The sequence below is a fragment of the Streptomyces sp. NPDC001599 genome (assembly GCF_042893535.1).
Taxonomy (GTDB): Bacteria; Actinomycetota; Actinomycetes; order Streptomycetales; family Streptomycetaceae; genus Streptomyces.
Genome location: NZ_JBIAVA010000009.1, coordinates 189,794 through 213,278, shown reverse-complemented (window position 1 = coordinate 213,278; position 23,485 = coordinate 189,794). Strand labels below are relative to the sequence as shown.

At 74.1% G+C, this 23,485-nt stretch carries 14 protein-coding genes; 10 read left to right on the top strand and 4 right to left on the bottom strand.

Annotation, left to right across the window (positions count from 1 at the left end; all coding sequences use genetic code 11):
- Positions 1-13: 13 nt before the first annotated feature.
- The 3 genes from ACFYZ3_RS23670 to ACFYZ3_RS23660 all read right to left on the bottom strand — a co-directional run bounded on the left by ACFYZ3_RS23670 (position 14) and on the right by ACFYZ3_RS23660 (position 3,147).
- The gene (locus ACFYZ3_RS23670; protein ID WP_388521078.1) at positions 14-1,768 is read right to left on the bottom strand and encodes an IlvD/Edd family dehydratase; all 1,755 of its coding nucleotides are present in this window, start codon (positions 1,766-1,768) and stop codon (positions 14-16) included.
- A gap of 172 nt (positions 1,769-1,940) precedes the next feature.
- Positions 1,941-2,354: an SgcJ/EcaC family oxidoreductase gene (locus ACFYZ3_RS23665; protein ID WP_388521075.1), complete on the bottom strand. Its 414-nt coding sequence runs from the start codon at positions 2,352-2,354 to the stop codon at positions 1,941-1,943.
- Positions 2,355-2,388: 34 nt separating this feature from the next.
- Positions 2,389-3,147: a YqjF family protein gene (locus tag ACFYZ3_RS23660; RefSeq protein ID WP_388521072.1), complete on the bottom strand. Its 759-nt coding sequence runs from the start codon at positions 3,145-3,147 to the stop codon at positions 2,389-2,391.
- Positions 3,148-3,248: 101 nt separating this feature from the next.
- Between ACFYZ3_RS23660 and ACFYZ3_RS23655 the strand changes: the two genes are divergently transcribed.
- From ACFYZ3_RS23655 to ACFYZ3_RS23610, 10 genes are all read left to right on the top strand, one after another.
- Positions 3,249-4,409: a MerR family transcriptional regulator gene (locus tag ACFYZ3_RS23655; RefSeq protein ID WP_388521069.1), complete on the top strand. Its 1,161-nt coding sequence runs from the start codon at positions 3,249-3,251 to the stop codon at positions 4,407-4,409.
- A gap of 121 nt (positions 4,410-4,530) precedes the next feature.
- Complete coding sequence (locus ACFYZ3_RS23650; protein ID WP_388521066.1) at positions 4,531-5,385, top strand: DUF4132 domain-containing protein; 855 nt, start codon at positions 4,531-4,533, stop codon at positions 5,383-5,385.
- Between the two features lie 5 nt (positions 5,386-5,390).
- The gene (locus ACFYZ3_RS23645; protein ID WP_388521514.1) at positions 5,391-10,595 is read left to right on the top strand and encodes a hypothetical protein; all 5,205 of its coding nucleotides are present in this window, start codon (positions 5,391-5,393) and stop codon (positions 10,593-10,595) included.
- Between the two features lie 52 nt (positions 10,596-10,647).
- On the top strand, positions 10,648-11,817 hold the full coding sequence (locus ACFYZ3_RS23640; RefSeq protein ID WP_388521063.1) for an AAA family ATPase: 1,170 nt from the start codon (positions 10,648-10,650) through the stop codon (positions 11,815-11,817).
- A 5-nt stretch (positions 11,818-11,822) separates the two neighbouring features.
- Complete coding sequence (locus ACFYZ3_RS23635; RefSeq protein WP_388521060.1) at positions 11,823-15,521, top strand: DUF5682 family protein; 3,699 nt, start codon at positions 11,823-11,825, stop codon at positions 15,519-15,521.
- Positions 15,518-17,467 carry a hypothetical protein gene (locus ACFYZ3_RS23630; protein WP_388521058.1) on the top strand — a complete coding sequence of 650 codons (1,950 nt, stop codon included), beginning with the start codon at positions 15,518-15,520 and terminating at the stop codon, positions 17,465-17,467. The genes ACFYZ3_RS23635 and ACFYZ3_RS23630 overlap by 4 nt, the downstream gene beginning before the upstream one ends.
- A gap of 73 nt (positions 17,468-17,540) precedes the next feature.
- Positions 17,541-18,566, top strand: a complete 1,026-nt coding sequence (locus tag ACFYZ3_RS23625) for a LacI family DNA-binding transcriptional regulator (protein ID WP_388521056.1) — start codon at positions 17,541-17,543, stop codon at positions 18,564-18,566.
- Positions 18,567-18,798: 232 nt separating this feature from the next.
- Positions 18,799-19,959: a cellulose binding domain-containing protein gene (locus tag ACFYZ3_RS23620; RefSeq protein WP_388521053.1), complete on the top strand. Its 1,161-nt coding sequence runs from the start codon at positions 18,799-18,801 to the stop codon at positions 19,957-19,959.
- A 199-nt stretch (positions 19,960-20,158) separates the two neighbouring features.
- A complete protein-coding gene (locus ACFYZ3_RS23615) occupies positions 20,159-21,253 on the top strand; it encodes a lytic polysaccharide monooxygenase (protein WP_388521050.1) in 1,095 nt (364 codons plus the stop codon).
- Between the two features lie 173 nt (positions 21,254-21,426).
- Positions 21,427-21,849, top strand: a complete 423-nt coding sequence (locus ACFYZ3_RS23610) for a luciferase family protein (RefSeq protein ID WP_388521048.1) — start codon at positions 21,427-21,429, stop codon at positions 21,847-21,849.
- Here the strand turns inward: ACFYZ3_RS23610 and ACFYZ3_RS23605 are convergent.
- Complete coding sequence (locus ACFYZ3_RS23605) at positions 21,812-23,413, bottom strand: MFS transporter (RefSeq protein WP_388521045.1); 1,602 nt, start codon at positions 23,411-23,413, stop codon at positions 21,812-21,814. The two genes, ACFYZ3_RS23610 and ACFYZ3_RS23605, sit on opposite strands and share 38 nt — an antisense overlap.
- Positions 23,414-23,485 lie beyond the last annotated feature (72 nt).

Below are 23,485 nucleotides of genomic sequence, written 5' to 3'. Positions count from 1 at the left end.
ATCGCCTGCGGACTCAGTGGGAGTCGCGGGGGACCTCGTGTCCGCGGTTTCCGCGCAGGAATCCGAAATCGGCGCCCCGGTCGGCCTGTTCGACGTTCTGGGTGTAGAGCCAGGCGTAGCCGCCGGCGTGCCGTTCGGCGGGTGCGCGCCACGCCTGCCTGCGTCGCGTGAGTTCGGCGTCGTCGACGTCCAGGCGCAGGGTGCGGTTCGGGACGTCGAGGACGACCGGGTCCCCGTCGTGGACCAGGGCGAGGGGTCCGCCGACGGCGGCCTCGGGCGCCACGTGCAGGACCACCGTCCCGTACCCGGTGCCGCTCATCCGGCCGTCGCAGACGCGCACCATGTCCTTGACGCCGGCCTTCAGCAGCTTGGCGGGCAGGGGGACGTTGGAGACCTCGGGCATGCCGGGGTAGCCCTTGGGGCCGGCGTTGCGGATGACGACGACGGTGTTCTCGTCGATGTCGAGATCCGGGTCGTCGGCCACCTCGTGATACGCCTCGGGAGAGTCGAAGACACGCGCGGGGCCGCGGTGGGTGAGCAGGTGCGGTGACGCGGCGGACTGCTTGATCACGGCGCCGTCGGGGCACAGGTTGCCGCGGAGGACGGCGATCCCGGTGCCGGCCGGCTGGAAGGGGGCGTCGAGGCGGGTGATGACGTCGGAGTCGACCCGTTCGATGTCCCCGGTGTTCTCGGTGCCCCCGGTGTTCTCGGCGATCGTGCGTCCGGTGACCGTGATCTGGTTGCCGTGCAGCAGATCCCCGCTGAGCAGTTCGGCCAGGACGGCGGGCAGGCCGCCCGCGTAGCAGAAGTCCTCCATCAGGTACTTGCCGCTGGGCATCAGGTTGACCAGCGTCGGCACCGCGCGGGCGAGGTCGTCGAAGTCCCGCAGGCTCAACTCGACGCCGACGCGCCCGGCAAGGGCCAGGAGATGGATGACGGCGTTCGTGGAGCCGCCGATGGCCGCGTTGACCCGGACGGCGTTCTCGAACGCTTCCCGGGTCAGGATCCGCGAGGGGCGCAGCTCCTCCTCCACCATCCCCACGATGCGCTGCCCCGCCGCCTGCGCGGTTTCCATCCGCCTCGAGTCGACCGCGGGCCAGGCCGCGGAGCCCGGCAGCTGCATGCCGAGCGCCTCGGCCAGGCAGGCCATCGTCGAGGCGGTCCCCATCGTCATGCAGTGCCCGTTGGAGCGGGCCATGCAGCCTTCCGCGAAGAAGCACTCCTCCTCGGTCATCCGGCCGGTCTTCAGGTCCTCCTCGAACTTCCACACGTGGGTGCCGGACCCCACGTCCTGCCCCCGGTACTTGCCGTTGAGCATCGGCCCGCCGGTGACCATGACGGCGGGCAGGTCGACACTGGCGGCGCCCATGAGCATGGCCGGGGTCGTCTTGTCGCAGCCCGACAGCAACACGACACCGTCGAGCGGATTGGCCCGGATCAGCTCCTCGACCTCCATGGCCATGAGGTTGCGGTACAGCATGGCGGTGGGGCGCATCAGTGTCTCGCCGGTGGCCATCGTGGGGAACTGCAGGGGGAAGCCGCCGGCCTGCCACACACCGCGCTTGACGGCCTCGGCGACGCGGGTGAGGTGGGCGTTGCACGGGGCGAGTTCGGAGGCACTGGTCGCGATGCCGATGACGGGGCGCCCGTCGAACACCTCGTGGCCGAAGCCCTGGCTGCGCATCCACGAGCGGTACACCATGCCGCTGCGGCCCTGTGCGCCGAACCACGCCTGGCTGCGGCGACTCGTCCTTGGATCGTCGGTCATGCAGTCACTCCCGTGGCTCTGGCGTCGTCCGCTTCGCGATGGGGCGTTGCCGGGTGAGGACCCGCAGGCCGTACCTGTCCCACAATCATTGAACGATTCGATCAATGGCGTCCAGGGGGCGGGCGGAGATCGTGGTGCACGGGCTCGCTGGGCCGCCCCCGCGCTGCCTGCCTCACCCGCTCCGGACTTCGGTGTTCTGGCAGGCATGCAGCAGCCAGCGTCCGTCGTCCTGCTTGGTCATGACGTACAGCGGCGCGCCCTCCGCGTCTCCCCCGGCCGAGTGGTAGACCTGCCGGACCTTGACCGCCGCCACGTCCGGGCGCAGAAACTGCGTGTGGATCACCTCGTAGGTGACGTCGCCGTCCCACACGGCCTGGGGCAGCACCGCGCGCGTGAACTCGGCGATCGCGTCGAGGCCCAGGAGCACCTTGCCGTGCGCGGTCGTCCAGAGCGCGTCGGGCCGGAAGAGGGTGAGGAACCCTTCGGCGTCCTTGTCGCGCTGGGTGCGTTCGACGGTGGCCACGACGTGCTCGATGGCCTCGATGTCCTCGGCGCCGGCTTCCGTGGGTGAGCCCTGTGTGTTCATGCGGATCACCGTGGTGCCTCAACCATGCTTGAGGTCAAGGGCCGGCAGGGACCGCGGAGACCGGCAGCGCGGGACGACCGAGGCGGACCGGGACCCCCGGCGAGTAGAGGACGCTGACCGGGCCCTCGCCCGTCGCCGGTACCCCGGCACTCTCGACCAGGTCCTCGTCGCACGAGACGAGTCGGGCCCGGTGCAGGGGCCAGCGGGGATGGTGGTTGGGCAGGTACGCCGCTCCGCCGAAGAACATGTTGTGCATGCCCCAGCGGGCGGTGAGGAAGTGCTCCAGGGCCGTGGGCTCGTCGATGCGCTCGCCGGTCCGCAGGATGATGCGGCTGTGGGCGCCGCGCGGTCCCGGCCAGCGGCGGAAGCTGGTGTAGGTCACGGTGTCGCCCACGGAGCGGACGGTCATGCGGGACCACAGGTAGGGCAGCCGGAAGCCGACGCGCCCCATCACCACCGGAATCAGCCGCGCGGCGTCCATCGACCGGAAGACCACGCCGCGCCGCCCGTGCGCGTCCACGCTGTACAGCCGCACGTTGGTCTCCGGGAACGAGCCGAAGTACGGGATCCCGGGCAGCCGGAACCATCCGACCCGGTGCATGCGGAACGCCACGAGCCCGACGTAGGTGAGACCGTCGTGCGTGTCGGGGACGGTGCCGCGCGGCATCAGTCCCGCCACGGCGGCGGGCTCGACGGCCCAGTGGATGAAGGCGAGGTCGAGCCACTCCTGGGTGAGGAGCGGCGTCCGTATCGCCGCGGGGGCGTCCGGGGTGACGGCGCTGGGCTTCTGCACGGCGCAAGGATGACAGACGGACCGGGCGGTGCGGCCCGAGGGGGCGGGCCGTGCGTACGGCCGGCCACTCCTGCGGGAATCCCCTCATGATGAATCCCCTCATGATTGACCCTCGACCTGGTCCAGGGATCAGAGTTCCCGACGTGGAGAACGAGATGCGCAGCATTGGGGAGACGGCCCGCGACAGCGGACTGGGCGTGAGCGCCCTGCGGTTCTACGACCGTGCCGGTGTGCTGGTCCCCGCCCGGGTCGATCCGGCGAGTGGCTACCGGTGGTACGCCCCCGGCCAGCTCGAGGAGGCCAGGGTGCTGGTCCGGCTGCGGCGGGCGGGTATGCCGCTGGCGGACATCCGGCTGGTGCTGGCCGGCTGGTCCGGGGCGGACGCCGACCTGGTGCGAGGGCTGCTCCGGGCACACCTGCGCCGTCTGGAGCGGGGGCTGGCCGAGGCCCGCAGCGAGTTCTCCACGCTCGAAGCGCTACTCGATCACAGGGAGAATCCCATGACCACCTCGCCGCGTACCGGCACCGTCCACCTGTCCCTTCCCGCGCCCGCGCTGGCGGACGCGCTCGACGCGGTCCGCTTCGCCGCGGGCCGGGACCCCGAGCTGCCGATGCTCGGCGGCGTCCTGTTCGACGTCGAGGGCGACACGCTCCACGTCGTGGCCACCGACCGCTACCGGATGGCCGTCGCGCGCCTGGCCGCCGTCGGACACGGGGGACCGCGCGAGCAGGTCGTCGTGCCCGCACCGCTCGTCGACGCGATGCGGGCGCTGCTGGGCGACGACGGGCCCGTCCGTTTCGCCGTGGAGGCTGACCGCGTGACGCTGGAGGCAGGGGAGCGCCAGGCGTCGGGGCGGCGCCTGGCCCACGACTTCCCCGACTACCGCCGTCTCGTTCAGCTGCCGCCCGGGCGGCGCGTCGTCGTCGATGTGCCCGGGTTCCGGGAGGCGTTGGAGACCGGCCCAGTCCGCACGGGTGAACAGGGCGAGCCGGGTCGGTCCGCGCGCGACGTCAGCGTGCTCTCGGCGGTGGACGACGGCACGGTGATCGTCTGCGGGGAGGGCGCCCCGGACAGGGACGCGGACGGGGCCGGGCACCACGTCGGTGTCGACCGCGGGTACCTGCTGGACGCGCTCGCCGCCGCGGACCGGGACCGGCTCGTCCTGGAGTTCGGGCCCGCCCCCACCGCGCCACTGGCGATCCGCCGGGAGGACGACGAGAGCGCGTTCTCGCTGCTGATGCCGGTCCGCCTGGACGACTGACGGCTGCCCGGTCGCCCGCCCCGTGCCCCTCCCCCACCCTGCGTCCCCCGCGCCGACGGCGTTGTCAGTGGGCTCGCTTACAGTCGTCATCACTTGATCACTGCGGTGCGGGGAGGCACTCATGGGGTGGGTGACGGCCGGGGACTACGAGGTCGCCCTGGACGACGGGAAGGTGGTGTGCCGCAACGCCACCGGACGGCGGCTGAAGTCGGTGCCGGCCAAGCTCGCGGACGATCCCACGGTGGTCGGACTGCGGCAGCTCGTCGAGTGGCTGGAGCGTCACGAACGCCAGTGCCTGAGCGACGTGGAGCGGTGGATGGTGCGGTCACTGCCCGTGCCCCTCGCCGTGCTCACCCGCGTGTGGCCCGACCCGGCCTGGCGGTCCGCCCTGCGCAACCTCGTGGTCACCGGTGCCGACGGCGAGGTCGCGGGATTCCTGCGCGACGCCGACCCCGAGCGCGGCCTCGGCCTCGTCGACCTCGACGGTGACACGGTCCGCGTCGCCCCAGACCTCGTCCGTCTCCCGCATCCCGTGCTCCTCGAAGACCTGGAGGAGCTGCGGGAGTTCGCCGTCGAGCTCGGCGTCGAACAGCGCGCTCAGCAGCTCTTCCGCGAGGTGTGGCACCGCCCCGCCGGACTCGACGCCGATGCCTCCTCGGTCGAGGAGTACGCGGGCGGCGCCTTCAAGGAGCTGCGCTTCCTGCACGGCCGGGTCACCCAGCTCGGCCACCGTGTACGGGGCGGATACGCGGTCTGTTCCGCCTGGGAGGACGGCCGGGGCGTGGAGGCCCGAGTCTGGGTCGGCGACTACGACGGCTACGAGGAGACGGAGACCGGCCCCCTCATGTGGACCGACGCCGCCGGGCGGGTGCTGAAGCTCGGCCGGGTCGGGCCGGTCGCCTGGTCGGAAGGCATGCGCATGGCTGCCGCGCTGTACGCGGGTCGCGACATCGAGGACGAGGAGCGCGCCGCGTGAACGCCATGGACACCACCACCGCGCCCCACGGGGCCACCGGCGCGCGCGAGGTCACCGGTCTCGACGACGCCACCGCCTCGGCGCTGCTCGAGGCCGGCGCGCTCCTGCCGCCCGGCAGCAGCGGCCGGGAGGACGCCGACACCCTCACCGTCCGTACGTACACGCATGCCGCGCTCGGCGAGCGCAGCGTCGTCCGGCTGGTGCCGGGCACCCTCGGGGAGGCCGAGGACCTCGCGCTGGACTTCCTCGGCCTCGTGCGGGACGCGGAGACTCCCGAGGTCGGGCAGATCAGGCGGGAAACCCTTGGATTCCCCGCCTGGGCCCTGGTCAACGACCCGGCCAACGGGCACCACGCGCTGGCCCTGGTCAAGGACGTCGAGCGGCTCGCCCGCCAGGCCAAGTCCCGCCCGGGCAACGCCAAGGAGGGCTTCGAGCAGCTCGGCGACCGGCTCGGCCGGGCCGTGCCGCACTTCCTGCCGACCTTCTACGAGCAGGCCGCGCGGATCTTCCTCCAGTTCGACAACACCACGTACGCCGCCGCCTTCTTCGGCAAGGCGCGGGAGGCGGAGCGGGTGCACGCGCTCGCCGTCGACGAGCAGCGGCAGCGCGCCGTGTTCCTGGAGTTCGCCTTCGCCGGGGCGCTGACGGTCAAGGCGCTGAAGCAGCATGTGCGGGACCTGGCCGCCAGGCTGGACGCCGCCGAGGCCTGGGCCCAGTTCCGTCAGCTGGCCGTCGAACGCTGTGCGGCCGGTATGCCGCCGTACGCGTCGCTGCCGCAGGACGCCCGCGTGCTGATCAAGGCGGCCGGGCTGCCCCGCGTGGAGGCGGAGTGCGACCTCGTCGCCGACCTGGTCGCCTCTCCCGCGGCCGTCCGGGCGCCCGCCTCCTTCTGGACCGCGTACCGGGCGACGCTCGCCATCCTCGCCGAGCGGCGGCCCGCGGTCCGGGAACGGCTGCTGGAGATCATGCCGGCCGGGCTGGATCACGGCACCAGGAGTGACGAGTTCTGGCTCGAGTTGCTGGCCAAGTGCGGTGCCGACCGGCTGCTGACCGGCGAGGACGGTGGGACGGCGGCCGGAAGCGGCACGGTGGCCGAGGACGGTGGGACGGCGGCCGGAAGCGGCACGGTGGCCGAGGACCCGGGCGGTGTAGACGCGGCGGACTGGCTGAGCCGTTGGGCCGCCCATCGCAAGCGCGGCGCCACGGTGTGCGACAGCTCCCCGGCCACGCTCGGCCTCGTCGCACGGATGGCGCCCCGGTTGCGCGCCGACGGACGGGCCGTCGACCTGTTCACCGGCCGCCGGCACGTGGGCGTCGACATCGCTCTGCTCGACCTGTGCGCCGCGGAGGGCATTCCCCTCGCCCTGCCCGACACCGACGCCGAGGTCCACCTCGAACTGGACCGCTGGGTGCTCGACACCCGGCCGGAGCGGCGTGATCTGGCCGCCGTCGCCGCTGACCCACGGCTGCGCCCCCTGCTGCTGCGGGCCGTCGGTGCCGCAGGGCACGAGCGGCCGTCGCACCCGGTACTGGACCATCTCGCCGACCATCCCGTGCTGAGCGGGGTGCTGCGCGAGTGGCTCGACGGCGCCGTCGGTGAACTCGCCTGCGCGGTGGGCCTGCCCGGAGCCCGCGAGGCGCTCAACCGGCTGAGCCCCTACCGGTCGGTGGCCCCCCGGGTCAATCCCGAGGCCGTCGCCCGTGCCGTCGGGTACGAGGCGGCTCCGCTGCTCGGGCGTACCCTGCGGACCGGCCTCCTGGACGAACTGGGCTGGCCCGCCCTGGACGAAGCCCTGCGGCTGCTCGACACCGAGACCCGCGCCCGGCACGGCAACGGGCCCCGCGGGGACCGCGACACCCCGCTGATCGTGAACGAGGCCTGGCCCTGCCTGATCCTCAGCCGCGGGCCCAAGGCGGTCGTCGTCGGCCCGGACGGGATTCTGCTCGAACACGACCTGCGGCTCCCGGCCGACCTGGACCGCTGGCAGCGCCCGCAGTTCCGCTACGCCGACGGGGAACTGCTCGTGGTGTGGTGGCAGGACGGCAAGCAGCGCGGCTACTGGTCCGCCCGGCCGTCCGAGGTCCTCACGCTCACGGGCGAACAGATCTCCCACTGGTGGCGTGGCGACGAGGCCGCCCCGTCCATCCCGCTGCCCGACGGCGGCCGGGCCGGCGGCGGGCGCACCCTGCACGCCGGCGACACCGTCCTGCCCGCGAGCAGGCCCGTCATCGGCGACGGCACGTCGTACTGGCGGCAGGGCAGGCAGGGCCGACAGCACGTGTGGCTGGAGTACGACCCGGCGACGGGCACGCACAGTCGCGCGTCGCTGCCCGCCTTCCTCCGCTCCGGTATCCGTGACGACGCGACGCTGTTGCAGGACCAGTGCGAGGTGCTGCCGCTGCAACCCGGTCTCGAGCGGAGCCCGTTCGGCACCGACGGCGCCGTGCTCGGGCGTTGGGTGCGCGCCGAGGAAGCGGCGGGCGGGACACTGACCACGGTGGGAACGCCCGACGGCCGCACCGTCACACTGCGCACCTCCGGGCGCGGCGAACGCGTCACCCCGCTCGGTGCGCTGCGCCTGCCCGGGGGCGCCGCGCCCGTCGTGGCGCGCACGCGACGCCAGGTCGCCCTGTGCGCGCCGGACGACGGCAGCGACGCGGGCGTGCTCGGCCGGGTGACACCGAACGAGCGGGGCGGGGAATTCGCCGCGGGCACCCCGTTCGTCCCGCCGGTCTCCTTCTGGCACGCGCTGCGCCCCCGGGACGAGGGGTCGTCGGCCGTGCTGCGCGCCTTCACCGACGAGGATGCGGCCGACCTGCTGCGCGCGGCGGTACGGGCGCTGGCGGAGCGCCAGGCGCAGGTGAGCGCGGCGAAGGCCGCGGACGAGGCGGCCGGTGAGCGCGACGCCGACTCCGGAGCGGCCACGGGAGCAGCCGGCGGGGCGTCCGCCGCGAACAGGCCCGTGGTGCCCACCGCCGACGAGGTGGTACGGCGGCTCGTGGCCCGTGCGCTTCCCGGACTCACCGACAAGCGGCTCCTCGTGGGTGTGACGGCTCTGGTCCGCACCACGGTCCAGATCGCCGACGCGGTCACCCGCTTCGTCACCCCGCCCGTGGAGCAGCCGAAGCCGCAACGGAAGCGGACCGAGGGGATGTTCGCGGACTACCGGCCCGAGCACGGTGACGACCGCACCCTGCGCGCGGCCGCCGACGGCCTGGCTCGCATGTGGGGGTCGTGGGGCGGCGAGAGCCAGTGGACCGCGCTCCGGCAGATCCGTGGCGTGAACCACGTGCTCTCGGGCAAGCCCGCCGACGGCATGCGCCTGCCCGAGCGCACCCGTAGGTCCGCGCTCGGTGACGGGTGGCACAGCGACGAGCACACCGTCCCCCGCATCGGCATGATCTGGCCCGAGCTGCTGGGCGTGCTGCGGCCCCTGGCCTACCGGGCCACGGCACCGACCCTGCCGGAGGCGGAACGGGAGGCGCTGCTCCTCCTGTTCGAGGCGCTCGCCGAAGGGCCGCTCGCCGCACCCGGGGACGTTGTCCGGGAGATCGTCCTGGGCGAGCCGTTCGACAAGCACCGGCAGCGGGAGCGTGCGGGGCAGGTCCTGCGACGCGAGGGCCGCACCGTGGTCGTCCTCGGCTGCCAGAACGTCGACATGGCCCGGGACCGCGTCAACTGGCTGGCAGTCGAACACGATCCGGCGGGCGTCTTCGGCGCCGTCGCCCACTTCACGCTGGAGAAGGAGACCCGGCACGCCCCGACGCTCCCCGCCGGCGCACTCTCCGCGGTCGCCCGGCTGACCCGTGACAAGGGAGCCCCGCCCTGGCAGCCCGAGGCGCCGGCCGACCTCGCCGCGGCCACCGGCCATGGCGTCGGACCGCTCCAGGCCACCGTGCTCCTCGCCGCGCAACCGGAGCGCCTCGACGCCGGCGCACTCGCCACGACCGGCCTCAAGCCCCGTCAGCTGGACGCGGGCAACCGCATGCTGAACTCCCTCCTCGCCACCGACCGGGCGGCGCTCATCGGCGCGCTGCTGCCCGACGAATTGGCCGAGTTGTGGACGGCGGGACCGGACACGGGCGCCGTGGGCCGGGTCTGGTCCGAGCGCCTGGGTTCCCTCGTCCGCCTGCCCGAGGACCTGGCCGTCACGCTCGACGGCCTGCCGGTCGGATCCGCCGAGGCCGTGCTCAATCCCGGGCGCACCCCTTGGCTCAGCCGCACCACGGTCCAACGACCGGACAAGAACGGGCGACTGGTCGCGGAGGACCCCGCCGCCGTGCCGCACCGTTACACCCTGTCCGGCGCCGTCGACGCCCTCGCCTCGCTCGCCTACGCCCTCCCCCTCGGCCACCCCTTGCGCGCGGCCCTGCCCCAGGGGCTGGCCGCGCTGCGCCACCGCCTCACCGATCCGGGGCTGCTGCTCGACCTGGACGTGGAGTGGACGGAGAAGGGCGGCACCACCGCCGCCGAACTCCGCAGGGCGTACGGGCTGCCCGCCACCGGCGGCGCCGATGCGGAGGGCACGACGCGGATCGGTGCGGCCCTGGTCCTGCGCCCCTGGCACGGCGACCGGGAGACCGTCCTGGTGCGACCGGCCGGCCTCACCGGCCCGGACGACGCCGTGTTCGGACTGCTCGAAGGGCTCGTGGGTGCCGCGCGCGGCACCGGGGTGCGGGCCCTGCGCACGATTTTGGGCGACGACCTGGCGCGCAGCGTCGGCGCCGGGCCGGATCACGAGGGGGCCGACGGACCCGCCCAGGACCCCACGGTCAGTGTTCCGGCGCTCGTCGTCGAGGTGGCGCGGACCCACGGCCTGAGCGAGGACGCGGCGGCGCTCTACCTGCAGCTGCTCGCTCTGCCCGACCCGACCGACCGCAACTGCGCCCGTTGGACCGGCTGGAGGCCCGCGCGGTCGAAGAAGGCCCGGGCCGAGCTGGCCGCCACGGACCTGGTCGTCGAGGCCAAACGGCCGCGGGCCGGCCGTTCCCTCTTCCTGCCCTGCGGCTGGCGCGATCTCAAGTCGCCCGCCCTGCCGGTGGAGACGTGGAAGGAGGTGCTGTACCCGGTCGGCGAGGGATTCCGTTCCGTTCCGCTGGTCCCGGTGCCCGAGCTGTTCACCCGCGCCTGGGCACGGGTGCGCGACCGGGACGCGCCCGCCTACGAGGAGCTCACCACCCGTGCCACGCGCGGGGGCCGCCGCCGATGACCCCGCACGACGCCCCAGTGACCGCAGCCCGACCCGACCGGAAGATCCGTCGATGACCACCACCCTCGCCCCCGACACCGCCCGCCAGATCGTGCCGCCCGAGGAGCGGTATGCCGCCGAACTGGCCTTTCTCGCCGCCTACGACGACGGTCCGCGCCCGCCCGCCTGGCGGCTCACCCCCCGCGCCGTGGTCACCTTCGTCATGGGCAGCGACGGACGTGCCCTGCGGCTGCCCGAGGGCGCCGAGACACCCGAGGGCGTGCCCCGCCGGCTGACGGTGGAGGGCAAGTTCGTGGGCGACCGGTCGCTGGTCGAGCGGTGCGTCGTCACCCTCGCCGGGGAACGCGGACTGCTGCTCGTCGGAGAGCCCGGCACCGCCAAGTCCATGCTGTCCGAACTGCTGTCGGCGGCCGTGTGCGGCACCAGCGGTCTGGTGGTGCAGGGCACCGCGGGCACGACCGAGGACCAGCTGAAGTACGGCTGGAACTACGCCATGCTGCTCGCCCAGGGCCCCAGCCGGACGGCTCTCGTGCCCTCCCCCGTCCTGACCGCGATGACCCGGGGCGGCATCGCCCGCGTCGAGGAGGTGACGCGCTGTCTGCCGGAGGTGCAGGACGCTCTGGTCTCCCTGCTCTCCGAGCGGCGCATCGCCGTTCCCGAACTCTCGGGCACCGACGACGCCCTGGCGCACGCCGCCCCCGGCTTCAACCTCATCGCCACCGCGAACCTCCGCGACAAGGGCGTCTCCGAGATGTCCGCCGCGCTGAAGCGCCGCTTCAACTTCGAGACGGTCGGCCCCATTCCGGACCTCGACGCCGAGACGGCCCTGGTCCGCAGCCAGGCCCGGGCCTCGGTCGAACGGGCCGGCGCGCCCTTCAAGGTCGACGAGGCGGTCCTGGAGGCGCTGGTCGTCGCCTTCCGCGACCTGCGCGAGGGCAGGTCGGCGGAGGGCTGGGAGGTCGAGCGCCCCTCCACGGTCATGAGCACCGCGGAGGCAGTGTCGGTCGCGGGCGCGCTGGGGCTGGCCGCGGCGTACTTCCCCGGGGACCGCGACGTGCTGGGCCTGCTGCCGGGCCATCTCCTCGGTGTGGTCCGCAAGGACGATCCCGCGGACGCGGCGCGGCTGCGCGGGTACTGGGACGGTCCGGTCCGGCGCCGCGCCGAGCAGGGTTCCGCCACCTGGCGCACCCTGTGGGACCTGCGCACGGTCCTGGAGGGCTGACGGCAGTGTCTCGCTCCCCGTCCTCCCCCGGCTGCCACTCCCCCTCCGCGCCCCTGTCCGCGGACCAGGCGGTCGCGGCGCTCACCGGCCCCGGGACGCCGTTCCTCGTCGGCGTTCGGCATCACGCGCCGTCCCTGGCCGCGGCCGTGCCGACGCTGCTCGACCGGGCCGCCCCGGACGTCCTGCTGGTCGAGCTGCCCGCCGAGATGCAGGAGTGGCTCCCCTGGCTGGGCCACGAGGAGACGCGGGCACCGGTCGCGCTGGCCGCCGCCGGCGGGGAGGAGGGCTTGGGACCGGCCTTCTATCCGTTCGCCGACTTCTCCCCCGAGCTGGCCGCCGTGCGCTGGGCCGCCCGGCAGGGCGTTCCGGTCGTCGCCTGTGACCTGCCGCTGGCCGACCGGGCATGGCGGGAAGGGCGGCGCCCGGAAGCCCCCACCACGCGCACGGCACCCGGCTCGCCGGAATCACTGCCGCAGCCGCAGCCGGCCCCTTCGGACCGTTCCGGCCTCGGCAAGGCACTGCGGGCGCGGCTCACCGGTCGTCCCGGTGAGGATCTGTGGGACCGCCTCGTCGAGGCCACGGCTCCGGGGTCCGGGCCGGAGGCGTTGCGCCGCGCCGCGCTCCTGACCGGCTGGGCCCTGCGCGAGGAGGCCGTGGCGTCCGGTGGCGTACCCGAGCTGGATCTGCGGCGCGAGGCGTGGATGCGCTCCCGGCTGGCCGCCGCCACCGCGGACGGTGCGCGGGCCGCCCTGGTCGTGGGCGCCTTCCACGCGCCCGCACTCGTCTCCCCGGCCGCCGCGGCCGAACCCGGGCAGGACGGTTCCAAAGCCGCCGCCGGACCGGCCGGGCGGCCCGGGTGGATCACGTCCCTCATCCCGTACACGTACGCCCTCCTGGACGAGCGGTCCGGTTACCCAGCCGGCATCCGGGACCCCGAGTGGCAGCATCTGGTGCTGGGGGCGGCCGGTGATCCGGGGGCGCTGGAGGAGGCACTGACGCACGCGGCCGTACGCGTGTGTGCGGCGCTGCGCGGCCTCGGGCATCCGTCGGGTCCGGCCGACGCACGCGAGATCGTGCGGTTGGCCTCGGACCTGGCACGGCTGCGCGGGCTGCCGGCGGCCGGCCGGGGGGAGCTGGTGGAGGCCATGCAGACCGTACTCACGCAGGGCGAGCCGTACGGCAGAGGGCGGGCCGTCGCCAGGGCGATGGAACAGGTCCTCGTCGGCACCCGCAGCGGCCGCCCCGCCCCGGACGCCCCGCGCAGCGGCCTCGCTCCGGCGGTCGAGGCCGAGCTGACGGCCCTGGGGCTGCCGGGTCCGGGTTCGGCCGACGGCGGGCCGGCGGGGACGGGTGGCACCGCACGGGGCAGCGGCGCCTCGGGGGGCATCGCGTCGACGACCGCCAGGGAACTGCGGCTGGACCCCCTGCGGTCCGAGCTGGACCGCGCGCGCGACCTGTTGCTGCGCCGCCTGACGGTGTGCGGCGTGCCCTACGCCGAGGCGCGGGGCGTCGTCGGTGCGGGCGGCGCCGAGACGTTGACGACACGGTGGGAAGTGCGCTGGACGCCGGCGACCGCGGCGATGCTGTCCGCGGTCGGCGTGCACGGTGTCACGCCCGCCCAGGCCGCCGAGGGGGTACTGCGCGAGCGGTGGCGGTCGGAGCGGGACGAGGGCGGCCCCACCGCCGCGCAGACCCTGGACGGACTCCGGCAGGCGGCCGAGTGCGGTCTGGCGGACCTGGCGGACGCCCGGCTCACGGAGACCGCCGACGTGCTGCCCGGTGCCGCCGCACTGCCCGAACTCCTCACCGGCCTCGGCCTGTTGGACCGGTTGCGGGCGGGGCACGTCCCCGGGCTCGGTGCCGACGAGGACCGTGCGCTCCGGGCCACCGCCGTGGCCGAGCTGCTCACCGCCGCGGCGGTGCGTCAGGTGGACGGGCTGAGCGGTGCCGAGGACCCGGCGGACGCGCACGCCCTGCTGGAACTCGCCCACCGCGCGGACGTGCTCGGCGGCGTCCGGCTGGCCGACGCCCTGGCCCGGTTGGCCCGCGAGGGTTCGCCCCTGATGCGCGGCGCCGCCGGAGCCGTCCGGGTGCTCCTCGGGCACGAGGATCCCGACGCACTGGGCGAACGTGTCGCGTCCTGGGTCGACGGGGCCCGCGACCGCGCGTCCCGCTCCGCGCTCACCGCCCGGCTCACCGGACTGCTGACAGCCACGGGGCCGCTGCTGGAGTCGGCGGCTCCGGCGCTGGAGCCACTTCTCGACCGGGTGACGGAGCTGGCCGACCGGGAGTTCCTGGAGCGGCTGCCGGCCTTGCGCGGCGGCTTCGACACCCTGAGCCCGGCCGCCCGAGACCGTCTGCTGTCCGTCGTCGAGGAGCGCGTCGGCGTGGACCGGCCGGCCGACACGGGCGGGGTGGATCCCACGGCGCTCGCCCTGTGGACCCGCGCCGACCTCATGGCGCGGGCCGCCCTCGACGGGTTGAGACTGCTGCCCCCGGCCCCGGATCCGGACCGGCTCCAGACCCCGGCAGCCGTGGCCGACCCGCCCCACGGCACGGCCACGGCTGCCGTCGGCGCGGGGGACCACCGCCTCACGCCCGCCGACCGCTGGCGGCTCGTGCTCGGTCGCCGTACCGACCGGCTGTCCTCGGTGGCGGCCCCGGCAGCCACCGCCTTGGACGAGCTGTACGGCAGCGGTCGCGGCGAGGGCAGCCGGGGTGACCTGACCGGGCGAGGCCGGGGCGGCCCGGGTGGCGGCCGGGAGCCTTCGTATCCGAGTGTGCGCGAGTGGTCGGAGGAACTCTCGGCGCTGTTCGGGCCGGGCATCCGTGAGGAGGTCCTGGCGGCCGCGGCCTCCTCGGGCCGGCCGGACGTCCTGGCCGAACTCGATCCGGACAGCGTGCGGCCCTCCGTCGATCTGCTGCGCACCGTGCTGCGGCATGCGGGAGGTCTGCCCGAGGCACGGCTGGCCGCGCTCCGGCCGCTCGTGCGGCGCCTGGTCGAGGCCCTGACCCGGGAGTTGGCCACCCGGTTGCGCCCGGCGCTGCACGGCACCGTGGTGCCGCGCCCCAGCCGCCGGCCGGGCGGTGGCCTCGACCTCCCCCGCACCCTGCGGGCCAACCTGGCCTCGGCGCACCGCGGTCCGGACGGCACGGTCCGGGTGGTCCCGGAGCACCCCGTCTTCCGCACCCGGGCCAGGAGATCCGCCGACTGGCGGCTGGTCCTGGTGACGGACGTGTCGGGGTCCATGGAGGCGTCCACGGTCTGGGCCGCCCTCACCGCGTCGGTGCTGGCGGGGGTTCCCACCCTGTCCACGCACTTCCTGGCCTTCTCCACGGAGGTCATGGACCTCACCGAGCACGTCGACGATCCGCTGTCCCTGCTGCTCGAGGTCAGCGTGGGCGGCGGCACGCACATCGCCGCGGGGCTGCGGCACGCCCGTGAGCTGGTCACCGTGCCGTCCCGCACCCTCGTGGTCGTCGTCAGCGACTTCGAGGAGGGCTATCCGCTGGGCGGGCTGCTCGCCGAGGTCCGCGCCCTGGTCGGCGCCGGCTGCCATGTGCTGGGCTGCGCGAGCCTCGACGACGCGGGCCGCCCGCGCTACTCCACCGGGGTGGCGGAACAGCTCGTCGCCGCGGGCATGCCGGTCGCCGCGCTCAGTCCGCTCGAACTCGCCCGCTGGGTAGGGGAGAAGATCGCATGAGCCCGCTCCTTCCGCCGGTCAGCCCCTCGGTGACCGCCGAGCTCGTCGCGGCGCTCACCCCCCGGCTGCGCAAGCGGCTGGACGCGGGGGTCGCCAAGGTCTCGGGGCGGCCGGTGGTCCGGGACGGCGACATCGTGCGCATCGCGGTCGACGACGAGACCGATCTCGAACTGCACGCTCCCGACGGGGTCGTGTCCAGTGCCGAGGCGATCCGCTGCGGGTGCCTGCTGGCGCCGGACTGCCTTCACCGGGCCGCCGCAGCATCGGCGGCCCCGGTCGCCGATCCGACCGGACCGGCAGAGGGTGCGCCCTCGCCCACGGAGCCACCGCAGGAGGCGCCTCCGGGACCGGCCGGGGCCTCCGCACCGGCCTCGGCACTCGCCCCGGCCCCTGCCCCGACCTCTGCCCCCGCCTCTGCCCCGGCCTCCGGCGACGACCCCGCCCCGGAATCGGCCACCCCCGCCCAGTGCGCCGCCTCGGCGGCGCTGCACGATGCGGCGGCCGCCGTACTGGAAGCGGGCATCGAAGGTGCCGGGGCCGTGCTCCAGGCGGAGTTGCTGCGGGCCGCGCACACCGCGCGACTCGCCGGCCTCCCGCGCGCCTCCGGCCGTGCCGTCGCCGTGGTCACGGCGCTGCGCGCGGCCCGTGCCGCCGACCCCGCCCACCGCCTGAGCGATCTCAGCGCCGCACTGCGCGACGTCCTCCTCCTCGCGCACCGCCTCCCGGACGCCAAGGGGCCCGAGTTGGCCGGGCTGCGCGGCAGAGTGCGCCAGCCGTACTCACCGGACGGGTCACTGCGCCTGTACGGGCTCTTCGCCGAGCCGGTCCTCACGACGACCGGCTACGCGGGCACCGTCACCTGGACCGCCGATGCCGCGGGGCGGCTCTACACGGTCCCGGACGTGGCCCCGGGCGGCGCCGAACGGGCCACGGGCTCGGCGGACCGTGCCGTGCGCATCGGCGACACGTCCCTGACGCATCGCGAACTCTCCCGTGCGGGACTCGCCGTGTCCGGGGCGACGGTCTCCCCGACGGGCCGCCTGGGGGCGGGGGCGGGCGTACGGGCCGTGCGCGCACCCGGCGGCTCGTGGCACGCCGAGCCGCTCGACCGGCTGTGGGCGGTGCCGGTGGCCGAACAGGTCTCCCGGGCCCTGGCGAGCGACCTGGACGCAGGGAGGGCCGAGGACGCCCACGAGGCCCGGAGCACCGCCGACGTCGCTGAAGGCACCGGGCGGGACGGCCAGGACCTGCTGTTCCTCGACGTCACGCTCATCGGCACGGTCCGCGAGGCGGCGGGCGAGTGTCTGCTCGCCGACTGCGACGGGCTGAGGGTCCGTCTGGCCGCCGCCCACGACGACCCCGCGTTGCCCCACCGTGAGAACCTGCGCCTCCTCGCTCGGCTCACGTACACGGGGAGTGCCCGGCTCCGCGTGGTCGCCCGGCTCACCCCGGCCCCGCAGCCCCGCGCGTTGCTGCTCGCGGCGAGCCGTCCCACCGATCCGGACAGTCGTGTCGACCTCGGTCTCGACCGGCTCCGCCGCGCGGACCTGCCGGCGGATGCGGCGTCGGGCCCCGCGGGCGAGGCGCGGACCACGCCGTCCGTACCGGCGGCGACCGCCGCGGACGAGGCTCCCGTGCATCTGCTGCGGCGCCGGGTCCACCAGGCCGCGTCCGGCGGCCGCCGTGTGCTGGCCTTCCCCGGGAGCCGGGAGTCGGAGACCACGCGCCTGCGTCGGTACGGCCTCGGCACCGCCGGTGAGCTGCTCGCCGAGTTGCACGCCACCGCCGTGGAACGGGCGCGCGACCCGTTCGGCAGGCTGCTCCCGGCCGACACCGGTCGCTTCGCCCACGCGTGGCTGGGCGCGGCCGTCTACGCGCAGGAGGTGGACCGTGCCCTGTGCGCCGCCGCGTGGGGCGCGAGGCTCCCCGGTCTCACCTCTTTGTGATCAGCCGTCCCGGCAGGCAAGCGACCCGGCGGACCGTAGTATCGGATGATCTCGTGGGGGAAGGCGGGCGGACATGGGCAGGCAGCGTCCGGGTACGCCGACGCTGGAGGAGGTGGCCGCCCGCGCAGGCGTGGGGCGAGGCACCGTCTCAAGGGTCGTCAACAACGCGGCCGGCGTGCGCGACTCGACGCGCCGGGCCGTGCAGCGGGCCATCGCCGAACTGGGGTACGTGCCGAATCTCGCGGCCCGTTCCCTGGCGGGCCACCGTGCCGACGCCGTCGCGCTGGTGATGACGGAGCCGGACTGGCGGCTGTTCGGGGAGCCGTTCTTCACGGAGATCGTCCACGCCGTCGGCGACGCCCTCACCGACACCCCGTTGCAGCTGCTGCTCACCCTGGTCCGCACGGACACCGAACGGCGGCGTTTCGTGGAGTACGCGCGCGGCGGCCGGGTCGACGGGGTGCTGCTCATGTCCGTGCACGCCGAGGATCCGCTGCCCGACATGCTCGCCGACGCGGGGCTGCCCACCGTCATGCTGGGGCGGCGTTCCGGCGAGGAGTGCGTCACCTACGTCGACGCGGACAACGCGGGCGGTGCGCGCGGTGCGGTGACGCATCTCCTGGACGCCGGCCGGCGCACGATCGGGGCCATCAGCGGACCGCTCGACATGTACGTCGCCCAGTGCCGACTGCGCGGCTACCGGGAGGCGCTGGAGCAGGCGGGCGTGACTGCGGGGCCGTCGCTGGTCGTCGAGGGGAGCGACTTCACGGAGGAGAGCGGGCATCGGGCGATGACCGACCTGCTGGCCCGGCACCCGGACCTGGACGCGGTCTTCGCCGCCTCGGACACGCTGGCCGCCGGGGCGCTCAACGCGCTGCGCGCCGCGGGCCGGCGAGTGCCGCAGGACGTGGCCGTGATCGGCTTCGACGACTTCCACCCGGCCCGGCCCACGGACCCGCCGCTGACGACCGTCCGGCAGCCGCTGGAGGAGATCGGCCGCACGATGGTGCGGCTGCTGCTGGAGGAGATGGAGGACTCCCCGGCCGCCTGGCGGCACGTCATCCTCCGTACGGAGCTGGTGCTCCGGGACTCCGCCTGAGCGATCTGGCGGCCGGCCGGGAGCGCTCCAGAAGCGCTCCCGGAGCGCAACCCCTCCCATCTGCGGCTTCGAGATTCCTTCGACAACTCTGGTGCGCACAGTCTTGTCAGGAACATGAACCGCTTCTACAGTCCCATCAACCGGTAAGTGGGAGCGCTCCCATCAGTGGGGAGTTGGGAGCGCTCCCGCACCGGCCCCTCCTTCCCCCCGCACCCTCCCGGAGAGGCCCCCCATGCGAACGTTACGGCCCCAGGCCCGCGCCCCTCGCGGCCTCTTGGCGGCCCTGAGCGCAGCCTTCGCCGCCTTCGCCCTCGTCGCGTCTCTCGTGACGGCCGCCGTGCCCGCCCAGGCGGACACCACGATCTGCGAACCTTTCGGGACGACGACGATCCAGGGCCGGTACGTCGTCCAGAACAACCGCTGGGGCTCCACCGCCACCCAGTGCGTCACCGCCACCGACACCGGCTTCCGGGTCACGCAGGCCGACGGCTCGGCACCCACCAACGGGGCACCGAAGTCGTACCCGTCGGTCTTCAACGGCTGCCATTACACCAACTGTTCGCCGGGCACCGCCCTGCCCGTCCGGCTCGACACCGTCTCCGGGGCACCGTCCAGCATCTCGTACGGTTTCGTCGACGACGCCGTCTACAACGCCTCGTACGACATCTGGCTGGACCCGACGGCCCGCACCGACGGGGTCAATCAGACCGAGATCATGATCTGGTTCAACCGGGTGGGTCCGATCCAGCCCATCGGCTCACCGGTCGGTACGGCCTCCGTCGGCGGCCGGACCTGGGAGGTGTGGAGCGGCGGCAACGGCTCGAACGACGTGCTGTCGTTCGTGGCACCGTCGGCGATCACCGGCTGGAGCTTCGACGTCATGGACTTCGTCCGGGCGACCGTCGCGCGCGGACTCGCCGAGGACGACTGGTACCTGACGAGCGTTCAGGCGGGGTTCGAGCCCTGGCAGAACGGTGCCGGACTGGCCGTGAACTCCTTCTCGTCCACCATCGAGACCGGCGGCACCCCCGGCGGGACCGATCCCGACCCCGATCCCGGCGACCCGGGCGGCACATCGGCCTGTGCGGTGTCGTACGGCACGAACGTCTGGCAGGACGGGTTCACCGCGGACGTCACCGTCACCAACACCGGTACGACTCCCGTCGACGGCTGGCAACTGGCCTTCACCCTGCCCTCCGGCCAGCGGATCACCAACGCCTGGAACGCGTCCGTGGCACCGTCCTCGGGCGCCGTCACGGCGACCGGCGCGAGCCACAACGCCCGGATCGCGCCGGGTGGCAGCCTGTCGTTCGGCTTCCAGGGCACCTACGGCGGCGCGTTCGCCGAGCCGGCCGGCTACCGCCTGAACGACACCGCCTGCACCACGGCGTAACGCCCCGCCTCCCCGCCCGTCCGGTCGAAGCGCCCGCCCCGGACGGGCGGGGGTTCCATGGGGCTCCGTCCTGATCTTGTCATGCACTGATCATTAGGGCATCCCTTCAGACACACCCTCAGACACTCCTCCAGACACCCCTTCGCCCCCCCTTCAGACACCTGTCAGCCCACTCACGGACCGGAACCAGGAGACCCCTATGGTTCGACGCACCAGACTCCTCACCCTCGCGGCGGTGCTGGCCACCCTGGTCGGCTCGCTCGGCGTGACCCTTCTGCTGGGGCAGGGGCGGGCCGAGGCGCACGGCGTGGCGATGATGCCCGGCTCCCGCACCTACCTGTGTCAGCTGGACGCCAAGACCGGCACCGGCGCCCTCGACCCGACGAACCCCGCCTGTCAGTCCGCCCTCGACCAGAGCGGGGCAACGGCCCTGTACAACTGGTTCGCCGTGCTCGACTCCAACGCGGGCGGCCGCGGTGCCGGTTACGTGCCGGACGGCACCCTGTGCAGCGCCGGGGACCGTTCCCCCTACGACTTCTCCGCCTACAACGCCGCCCGCTCGGACTGGCCCCGCACGCACCTGACGTCGGGTGCGACGATTCCGGTGCAGTACAGCAACTGGGCGGCTCACCCCGGTGACTTCCGGGTGTACCTGACCAAGCCGGGCTGGTCGCCCACGTCCGAGCTGGGCTGGGACGACCTGGAGCTGATCCAGACGGTGACCGACCCGCCCCAGCAGGGCTCGCCGGGCACCGACGGGGGCCACTACTACTGGGACCTCGCGCTGCCCTCGGGCCGCTCCGGCAACGCGCTGATCTTCATGCAGTGGGTACGTTCGGACAGCCAGGAGAACTTCTTCTCCTGCTCGGACGTCGTCTTCGACGGCGGCAACGGAGAGGTCACCGGCATCCGCGGTTCCGGCAGCACCCCGGACCCGGATCCGACACCGACCCCGACGGACCCGACCACGCCGCCCACGCACACCGGCTCCTGCATGGCCGTGTACTCCGTGGAGAACTCCTGGAGCGGCGGCTTCCAGGGTTCGGTCGAGGTGATGAACCACGGCACCGAGCCGCTCAACGGCTGGGCCGTGCAATGGCAGCCGGGCAGCGGTACCACGCTCGGCGGAGTGTGGAACGGTTCGCTGACCAGCGGCACCGACGGTACGGTCACGGTCCGGAACGTGGACCACAACCGGGTCGTACCACCGGACGGGAGCGTGACCTTCGGCTTCACCGCCACATCGACGGGCAATGACTTCCCGGTCGACTCGATCGGCTGCGTGGCACCCTGACGCACGCCCCGGCACACGCCCCGACGCGTGTCCCGACGCACGCCCGGAAGGGCGTCGGGACAGGCTTCGGGACACGGTCGGCGGGGGCCGCCAGGGCTCCCGCCGACCTCACGTGCCGGTTACAAATCGCTCAACCTCTGGTTGCGAAGCGGTGAGCGGGCGACGATAGGGCCATGACTCCGGCCCAGCACGCCTTCGAGCGGCTGCAAACCTGGCCCGACCTCTCGGCGGGTCCGGCCAGTTGCGGAACCGGACGGGCCCTGTGCTCCGTCCGCGACGAGATCGTCCACTTCCACTCGGACCGGGACGTGGACCTCCACCTCACCCACCGGGCCATCCAGCGCTTCCAGTACGACCTGGGCGGCTCCACCGCCATCCGTCTGGTCCCCGGCTCCCGTTGGGTGACCGTGCACCTGGACTGCGACGCGGACGTGGATCTGCTGTTGAGCCTGGTGAGCATCGCCCTCAAAGCCCACCAGTCCCGGCCCCCGGCCGACCTCGCCGCGGGTCCACCGGGGCCGACGGCGCTGTCGGCCCCGGGGTGCAACTTCCACCGGGTCACGGTGCTTCCGCGCGCCGCGGCCGGGGAGGCCTGAGACCGGCGGCCGCCAGCGCGGCGCCGAGCACGCAGAGGACACCGGTGACGACCACGGCCACGTGCACGCCGTTCATGAACGCCTGCCCGCTGCCCTCCACCACGGCGGCCCGCAGCCCGGCCGGCATCTCGCCGGAGACGGGCGCCACGCCCATGGCCACGGCGTCCCGGGCCTCCTGGAGACCGTGGGCCACGGCCGGGGGCACGCCCGCGCCGGTCAGCTCACCGGTGAGGGTGGCGCCCACCTTGGCGCTGATCAGGGAGACCAGCACGGACGTGCCGAGCGCGCCGCCGATCTGCAGGGTCGTCGCCTGGAGACCTCCCGCCACTCCGCCGTCCCGGACGGGGGCGTTGCCCACGATGGCGTCGGAGGAGGCGGCCATCACCATGCCGACGCCGAGACCGAGCGCGATGAACGGCGGCCACATCGTGGCGTAGGCGGAGTCGGTCTGCCAGGTGAGCATGCCGAAGCAGGAGGCCGCCTGGAGCAGCATGCCCAGCGGCATGGTCAGCCGGGGACCGAAGCGCTGGGTCAGGGCCGCGCCCAGCGGCGAGGCGACCAGCGAGGCGAGGCTGAGCGGAAGCGTGCGCACGCCCGCCTCGACCGGCGTGAAGCCGCGCACGTTCTGCAGGTAGAGCATGACGAAGAAGATCACGCCGAGCATCACGAAGAAGTTCAGCGCGGTGACGATCGCGCCGATGGTCAGCGCGCGGCTGCGGAACAGGCGCATCGGCAGCAGCGGGTGCTCCACGCGGGTCTCGTACCGGCCGAACACGAGCAGGAGCAGGAGACCGGCGGCGACGGCGCCGAGGGTGCCGGCGGAGGTCCAGCCCCAGGTCTCGCCCTTGACGACGCCGAAGACGACGGCCAGGAGGCCGAGGGCGAGCAGGCCCAGCCCGGGTATGTCGAAGCGCTCGCGGCCCGCGGCGTTGCGGCTCTCCGGGAGGACGAGGGCGCCGAAGGCGATGGCGGCGACGCCGATGGGGGCGTTGACGTAGAAGACGGACTCCCAGTCGACGTGCTCCACGAGGAGGCCGCCGACGATGGGCCCGAGGGCCGTGGCGACGGCGGAGACCATGGCCCAGATGCCGACGGCCATGCCGAACCTCTTGGGCGGGAACACGGAGCGGAGCAGTCCGAGGGTGTTGGGCATCAGCAGTCCGCCGAAGACGCCTTGGAGGGCGCGGAAGGCGACGACGCCCTCGATCGAACCGGCCAGGCCGATGGCGACCGAGGCCAGGGTGAATCCGGCGACACCCACCAGGTAGTAGGTGCGGCGGCCGAAGCGGTCACCGAGCTTGCCGCCGAGGATGAGGGTGGCGGCGAGGGCCAGCAGGTAGGCGTTGGTCACCCACTGGAGCTGGGCGGTGGACGCGTGCAGGTCGCTGCCGATCTCGGGGTTGGCGATGGCGACGACGGAACCGTCGAGCTGGACCATGAACAGGCCGAACGCGACGGCGAGGAGGGTCAGCCACGGGTTGGACCGCAGGCGGCCAAAGCCCCCAGGGGCGGGGGCGGTCCCGGCCGCGGGCATGGCGGGGTGATCCACGGACGTGGAGGGCATGGAGGAGCTTCTCTTCCGGTTTCGGGGGTGGTGCGGGAAGGGAACGGCGCGCCGCGAGGGCGGGCACGTGGG